Source organism: Bacteroidota bacterium (genome assembly GCA_039111535.1).
GTDB lineage: Bacteria > Bacteroidota > Rhodothermia > Rhodothermales > JAHQVL01 > JBCCIM01.
Window position 1 is genome coordinate 1 of sequence record JBCCIM010000245.1, and the last position, 8080, is coordinate 8080.

The window sequence follows — 8080 nt, forward strand, 5'->3', positions numbered from 1 at the left end:
ATATTCCACTGGTCTAGCTTGGATACATCAAACCGGAATCTTTCACCAGGTCCTGTCCACGGCCACACATCATCACCATCACCGTTGATGTTCATGGTAAGGAAGTAGGCCGAATTAACGCCTTTCTCACCGAGGTAGTTTACAGCGCCGATGAGTCCTTTACCTTTGCCATTCTGCCAGGTAGGATCGCCTTCGTTCCAATCTGAAACATGGATACCCCAGTCTTTGGTGAAGTTGGTGCCACCGTTGTTGAATGTGGCATCAAAATCTACATATGCAAGCAGGTTTTCCGGGCTGTCGGTGCCGCCTTTAATGTAGTAGTCACCGTTGTCGTACTGCAGGTAATGCTCACCCACGTAGCGAAGCTTGCCTTTGCCGCGATGGTCAGCGCCCGTTTTATCTGTTTCCTGGATATCAAACGAATCAAAAATGTCGTCGAATTCGGCAAGCGGCGTGCCTTCATTTGGGTTTGTGCTCACCGCGAGGTTGGTGCCCTGGCGAAAGGAGGTTCTGTAGGTCCAACCGCCAGTAGTAGGCGGGATAAAATGGGCGCGCCAGATGTTGCCGCTTGTGGCACTGGTTTCGCCGGCATTGCCATCCGCTGCAAAATAGCCCGGGACAGTAATGCTTTTTTCCGCCTGCGAGAAAATAACCTCAAAGCGGTAATCGAGGAATGGGTTTGGCGAACCGGTTTCGCTGGCAGATGGGCCTTCAAGCGAAATGGTTATCGGATGCCATTTTTTGAATTCTCCGGTTGCCGTAACGTTGGCTTTCTTTATAGATACTTCGTTGCCTGCAACCCCGGCGACTGCTGAGGGGGCAGTGTCTGAAGAGAAAAGCGTTGTTTTTTGCGCTCTGGCTTTGTCAACGGTAGGATCTGCTGATGCAAAACTGGTCGCAACAGAAGTAACGTTGAAGAACAGAACGAATGTTAGAATGCTAAATTTAATCACACCCACAGATATCGTACGAGGATAAGACTCAAAAACAGATTCAACCGTGAGGCTGGTTTAAATCGTGTTTTGAAGATGAAAGAAGAACTGTAGACGCCCGGCTGATGTTATGCCTCTAATGGTCAGACACGCTATGCTAGGATCAGGGGGCGTGAAGAGCGTAGCTGTTTTTCTGTTTAGCAAGAGTTGTGCCATAATGTGTTGCAACGTACTTTGCGCTCGTGCCTGTCCACGGCGTAAAATTTTTTCTCGACAAACCAGCTTTTTATCAAAATTAGATTCTGGATTATATCATGCAGATAGTTGTACGTATGTTTGTGGTGGCCTTTTTATGGTCGTGTCTGAACTTACTGTATGCGCAAAACTTGCCGGCAGCTTTTGAGATCGAGATACCAGGTATTTCTGGCTACAATAGTGAGATTAAAACACCCGATGAGGTATTGCGCCATACCATTGGTACCCGGCATACGGTACCCCATGAACTCGTAGACTATTTCGAAGCAGTGGCCGAGGCAAGTGACCGCGTCTCGTTGCACACGCATGGGTACTCCTACGAAAATCGTCCCCTCATCCATGCAATTGTTACTTCGCCGGCGAACCATGCCCGCCTCGAGGCCATTCGCGCGCAGAACCTGCGCCTATCTGACGATCCGGACAGTATTTCCGAAGCTGATCTTGACGAAATGCCAGTGGTTGTCTATCAGGGCTACAGCATCCATGGGAACGAAGCAAGCGGGTCTGAGGCTGCCGTGTTGTATCTCTACCATTTAGCTGCAGCGCAAGGAGTTGCCTTTGAAGAGATGCTGGAAAATGTGGTGATCATCCTGGACCCTTTATTTAATCCCGATGGACGAGACCGCTTCACAGACTGGGTAAATCGCAACCGGGGCCGCGTGCATACGACAGATCCCAATGACCGAGAGCATAATGAGCCCTGGCCGGGTGGGCGGACCAATCATTACTGGTTCGACCTGAACCGCGACTGGCTGCCGGCGCAGCATCCCGAGTCACAGGGCCGGCTGGATATTTTTCACAACTGGCGCCCCCAGGTGCTTACCGATCACCATGAAATGGGAGGGACGTCCAGTTTCTTCTTCATGCCAGGTATACCGAGCCGGAATAACCCGGGTACGCCCGAAGAAAACTTTGTGCTCACTGCCGGCATCGCCGACTTTCATGCCAAATGGCTGGATCGCACAGGCTCACTCTATTACTCGAAAGAGAGCTTTGACGATTTTTACTACGGTAAAGGCTCTACATACCCGGATGCAAATGGCGCCATCGGTATTCTGTTTGAGCAAGCTTCCAGTCGCGCACTGGAAAGTGAAACGGACCACGGCAATTTAACCTACGCTTTTACCGTAAAGAACCAGTTTTCCACCTCGCTTTCTACGCTGGAGGCTGTAACGGCCCTCCGCAAAGAGCTGCTGACCTACCAGCAAACGTTTTACGCCTCTGCTGCAGGTGTTGCGCGCAGCAATCGGGTAAAAGCTTATGTTGTTGATCTGACCTACGACCGGACCAGGGCACAAAAGTTCGGGGAGATGCTCAGCCGGCATCGGGTTCAGATGTATATGTTGGATAGAGACTTTGAAAACGAAGGCAGGGTGTATGCCGCTGGTGAAGCGTTTGTTGTGCCGGTTGCACAACCACAGGCACGCGTAGTGAAAGCCATGTTTGATCGTACAACTGCTTATCAGGATTCTCTGTTTTATGACGTGTCTACGTGGACGATGCCGCTCGCGTTCGACCTGGATTACAGCGAGATCCGGTCCAATCCCGCAGACTACCTTGGTGCAGCGTGGACAGCTACGCCAGACGGCGGCAGGCTCGTTGGCGGCGTATCCGAGATTGGATACCTCTTGAAATGGAACAGGTACTTCGCCGGCCGCACGCTATACAACCTGCTCGAGGCTGGCTTCTTTCCACGCTTGCTGCACCATGCCGCAGATATACGGGTTAATGGGCGCGTGATGTCCTTCGAGCCCGGGACCATATTTGTCCCGGCAGTGCATCGCGATCCGGCGCGCCGGCACCTGGATGCCGGTTTACTGCCGATGTTAGAAAAAGCTGTTGCTGAAGACCATGTTGAAGTGTTTGCAGCTGAAAGCGGCTTTGCGCTCGACGGTCCGGATTTGGGTACCCGTTCCGCTACAATTTTGAAAACGCCTGTTGTCGGCCTGATCACCGGATCGGGTGCGTCAGGATATAATGCCGGTGAAGTGTGGCACTTGTTGTCTGAGCGCTTCCACATACCAGTTTCACTCCTCGATAGCGACGAACTGGCAGACATCGATCTGGACCGGTATACCACCCTGGTGCTGGCTGGTGGCTTTTATAGCGGGCTCAATACAGAAGTCCTTAGTACATGGATGCGCCGTGGAGGGAATTTGGTCACGCTGCATTCTGGTACGGACTGGGCTGTACGCAATAACCTCATTGACCTGGAAAGGAAGCCGTTTGATACGGATTCGCTTTATAAAGATTTGCCTTTCAATCAACTGGATGAAGCACGGGGTGCGCAGCGGATCGGCGGGCTCATTGCCGAGGGCCGGCTGGATACCACGCACCCGTTATCGTACGGCTTGCGCGATACCATTCCGCTTTTTCGTCGGGGCACCTCATTCTATGAGCCGGCGACCACGCCGGGTGTCAACGTTGGCGTGTACACCACAACGCCTTTGCTGAGTGGCTACGTATCTGAACCCCAGCTCAAAAACATGGCGGGAAGCGCGGCGCTCGTTGCGATGAACAAAGGGCGAGGCAGCATCATTGCCTTTGCTGATAATCCAAATTTCCGCGCGTTCTGGTATGGTACAAACAGGCTTTTTGTAAACGCAGTGTTTTTTGGAAACGCATTTTAATCGCTTTATACCTCCTTCTGATTTAGGCCAAAACGACCCTTAAGTAGATGTCCAACGCCCTCGCAAACGAGCTGAGTCCGTATCTCTTGCAACACCAGCATAACCCGGTTGCGTGGTATCCCTGGGGAGAAGCGGCCTTTGCGCTGGCGCGTGAACAAGACAAGCCGATTTTTCTGTCGATCGGGTATGCTACCTGCCATTGGTGCCACGTGATGGAGCACGAATCGTTTGAAGATGCCGAGGTTGCGGCATTGATGAACGATGCGTTTATAAACATCAAAGTAGATCGGGAAGAACGGCCTGATATTGACCAGGTCTACATGACCTATTGTCAGTTGTCGAGTGGGCAAGGCGGATGGCCCCTGACCATCATCATGACGCCGGATCAGCAGCCGTTTTTTTCTGCGACCTACCTGCCTAAAAGCAGTCGTTTTGGCCGGGTAGGGATGCTTGACCTGGTGCCCCGTGTTAAACAGCTCTGGACTGAAAAGCGCGATGATGTACTGGCTTCTGCAAGACAGAATGTCGCGGCGTTGGATCAGGCGAGTACCTGGCATGAAGCAGGGCAGGGGCCGGCGCCGGGTGTGCTCGACTTTGCTTTTCAGCAGTTGGCTGAAGAATATGATGAAACGTACGGAGGCTTCAGGGAAGCCCCCAAGTTTCCTTCTCCGCACCAGTTGCAGTTTCTTGTGCGTTATGCACATCGAACTGGCAATAAAACTGCCCTCGACATGGCCAGCCATACGTTTCAGCAGATGGCATTGGGCGGTGTGTTTGATCACGTGGGCTTTGGATTTCATCGCTACGCAACCGACCGGGAGTGGCTGCTGCCGCATTTCGAGAAAATGTTGTATGACCAGGCGATGATTGTACTGGCTGCTGTTGAGCTGTACCAAAAAAACGGTGATAGCGTCTATCGAGAAGTTGCTGATCAAGTCATCACATACGTACTTCGAGATATGACAGATGGCGCCGGCGGCTTTTATTCTGCTGAAGATGCTGACAGCGAAGGGGTTGAAGGGAAGTTCTATGTTTGGCCGGAAAACGAAATACAGCGCTTGCTAGACGAAGCTGATGCATCGCTGTATCTCTCCATTTACAATTTTGCAGCCGCCGGTAATTTCAAAGAAGAGGCAACGGGCGTGCTGACGGGAGAAAATATCCCACACCTCAAAGCTGCGCTCCCTGAAGCATTAGCGGCTTATGCAGCCGCCAACAAATTGCCTGAATCAAAGTTGGCTGTACAACTAGAAGCGATCCGGGTCAAGCTGTTTAACCACAGGGAAGGACGGATCCATCCCCTGAAAGATGACAAAGTGCTGACTGATTGGAATGGCCTGATGATCGCGGCGCTGAGTCGTGCAGCTGTTGCGTTTTCAGCGCCGCAATACACCGCTGCTGCGGAGGCTGCTGCGCAGTTTTTGGCGGGCACCATGACAACCCCAGGTGGTCGACTCCACCACAGGTTTCGAAACGGTGAAGCCGGCTTGCAGGCCAATCTGGACGACTATGCTTTTTATGTAGCCGGTCTGCTGGCGCTGTACGAAGCCACTTTTGATCATGCCTTGCTGGTACAGGCCCTCGCGCTAAATGAGCAGATGATCACCCATTTTTATGATGAGACCAACGGCGGATTCTTTTTTACGCCAGACGACGGCGAGCAATTAATTACGCGCCAGAAAGAAGCTTATGACGGTGCAATGCCGTCAGGGAATTCTATTGCGCTTTCTAATTTGCTACATCTTGGAAGGATTACGGGTAACACGGCATACGAAGAAAAGGCTGCCGCTCTACTTCAGTACTTCGGTGCACCTATTAATCGGCATCCCAGTGGGTTTACTGCCCTGTTGGCGGGGATAGACTTTGGGGAAGGGCCGGCATATGAAATTGTGGTTGTAGGTGAAAAAGAAGACCCTGCAACCGTCAAATTGCTGGAAGCCATCCAACAGCAATACATCCCTAACAAGGTCCTGCTGCTAAAAGCTGAAGAACACGCTGAAGCTTTGGGACAGCTTGCGCCATACACGGCGGCTATGCAGGCACTAAATGGCGTGCCGACCGTATATGTTTGCGAAAATTATCATTGTAATCAACCCGTGACGAGCGTGGACGAATTGCTCGCCCTGTTGGAAGCTGGCAATGTAGCATAGTCGGCGTAAAGCAGTTCAGTGCAAACTATCGGTTGCAATTTATCCGTTGCAAATCAGTACGGTCCGGGATAGCTAAAGACATTTACATGCAGGAAGTATATATCGTGTCCGCGGTACGGACACCTATTGGCCGCTTTGGCGGATCACTGAAAGACCATAGCGCAGCCCAACTAGGCGCGCACGTAATGCAGGCTGCCCTTCAGCAAGGCGGGGCAGACGGTGCCAATCTGGATTTCTATGTAATGGGAAATGTGTTGCGCGCTGGCCAGGGCCAACTCGTACCACGCCAGGCAGCACTTGCAGCGGGGATCCCGAAAGAAATTGACGGGATGGCGATCGACATGGTCTGTTCATCAGGCATGATGAGTGTCATGACAGCATCGACCATGATTCGTGCGGGAGAAGCTGATCTGATACTTGCTGGCGGTATGGAATCTATGTCTGGCACAGGTTTTTACCTGTCAGCCCGCGCCCGGTGGGGATACAAGTTTCTGATGGGCAAGCCGGAGGGACTCGAAGATATTCTTTTGCGCGATGGGTTATCTGATCCGATGTCTGGGGAGGTAATGGGTGATCAAACGGAACGGTTGGCAGCTGAGGAGGGCGTGACGCGTGAGATGCTGGATGAGGTCGCCGCGATGTCCCATGCGAGAGCACACCAGGCAACAGAAAGTGGTGCGTTCAACGCTGAAATTGTGCCGATCGAATACAAGGCGCGCCGGGAAGTTAAAACGCTGGGGCAGGATGAAGGCATCCGTGCAGAGAATACGCAAGCGTCATTGGCAAAGCTCCGGCCGGCATTTGGGAAAGATGGTGTGCTGACAGCCGGCAACAGCAGCCAGATTAGCGATGGTGCCGCAGCGGTATTGCTTGCCTCAGAATCTGCAGTTGCTAAATATGGTCTCCAGCCAATTGCACGAATTATCCGTGGGGCATGGTCTGCTGGTGAGTCCTGGCGCTTTATCGAATCACCCATCAACGCGGTGAAGAAAGTAGAAGCATCTGCCGGTCGTTCTGTGGCAGATTTTGACCTGTTCGAAAATAACGAGGCGTTTGCACTAAGTTCTGTGTTGTTTAGCCGCGCCCTGGGCGTTTCGTATGATAAGCTGAACGTGCATGGTGGAGGTATTGCACTTGGCCATCCTATTGGCTGCTCAGGTGCCAGGCTTATTGTTACGCTGGTTCATGCCTTGCGCCGGCAAGACAAAGAATCCGGTATTGCCTCCTTGTGCCACGGTACTGGAGGAAGCACCGCGCTGGCTATCGAGCGGCTCTAATAAAGGTTTTGTGTGACAAACAGGGTGCCGTTTGTGCCTAATGCGACGCCAATGCCTTCCCTGCGGTAGGTTGGGCTTAGCAGGTTCACGCGGTGTCCTGGACTGTCAAGCCATGCTGTTACTGCTTCAGCTGCAATATCTTCTACCGTTTTCCAGGACACATCATAAGACCGCACCTCGTCAGCAGCATGCACCGTGTATTCTGAATAGCGGTGTGTGGCAAACAGGTTTTCTCCCAATCCTTCCAATACCATATTGCCGGCGCGGTGTAGCCGCGCAAGACCCGCTTCTGCAGCACGCTCTGTTGCGCTATTCCCTTCTTTATTGACATGACCAAAGTAGCCATGTTTAGCCATGTCAAGGCTGTGCCCGCGTGCCACGTAAGCTATGGTGTCTGACCAGACCAACGAGCGAATGCCTTTGAGTCTCCTCGCTTCATTACTGGCTTCGTGGATCAGGTATTCGAGCTCTTCGAGGTCAAGCGTAGGTGCTTCCTGAGAAATAGCACCCGGCATTTCGGGCGACCAGAGCTGTTCGCTGCGCTGCAGTTGCCCCGGTTGACTGCAACCCAAGCCATATCCTGCAACAAGTACCAGGCAAAGGTACCCTATCAGGGAACTGTTGGCAGGGGTATATAAGAAATCAATGCGCACGCGACAACCGATAAACAATTGAAATAAAAAAGTTTAGGTCATTTGTGATTCTATGCTTGAGTGGGCAATAGGCTCCTGATTGGGCGCAAATCCTGGTAAAAATAGCCCCGGTCACCTGGTCAATTATTCGATCATTCTAATAAAAAAATCGGGTTTTATGATTAACAGGTAGTTATCAGATTC

General features: G+C 52.0%; 5 protein-coding genes. 3 read left to right on the plus strand and 2 right to left on the minus strand.

The features are described from left to right. On the minus strand, window positions 1–953 hold a 953-nt coding region (locus AAF564_24315; protein ID MEM8488693.1), incomplete at its 3' end, for a DUF5060 domain-containing protein. Between the two features lie 293 nt (window positions 954–1246). On the opposite strand from AAF564_24315, the gene AAF564_24320 reads away from it, so the two are divergent. From AAF564_24320 to AAF564_24330, 3 genes are all read left to right on the plus strand, one after another. Next, the gene (locus tag AAF564_24320; GenBank protein ID MEM8488694.1) at window positions 1247–3817 is read left to right on the plus strand and encodes a M14 metallopeptidase family protein; all 2571 of its coding nucleotides are present in this window, start codon (window positions 1247–1249) and stop codon (window positions 3815–3817) included. A 47-nt stretch (window positions 3818–3864) separates the two neighbouring features. Beyond that, window positions 3865–5967 (plus strand): thioredoxin domain-containing protein, encoded by a 2103-nt coding sequence (locus AAF564_24325; GenBank protein ID MEM8488695.1) that lies wholly within the window; start codon window positions 3865–3867, stop codon window positions 5965–5967. A gap of 86 nt (window positions 5968–6053) precedes the next feature. Then, a complete protein-coding gene (locus AAF564_24330) occupies window positions 6054–7244 on the plus strand; it encodes a thiolase family protein (protein MEM8488696.1) in 1191 nt (396 codons plus the stop codon). On the opposite strand, the gene AAF564_24335 is transcribed toward AAF564_24330, so the two are convergent. Continuing rightward, a complete protein-coding gene (locus tag AAF564_24335; protein MEM8488697.1) occupies window positions 7241–7816 on the minus strand; it encodes a CAP domain-containing protein in 576 nt (191 codons plus the stop codon). The two genes, AAF564_24330 and AAF564_24335, sit on opposite strands and share 4 nt — an antisense overlap. Between the last annotated feature and the right edge of the window lie 264 nt (window positions 7817–8080).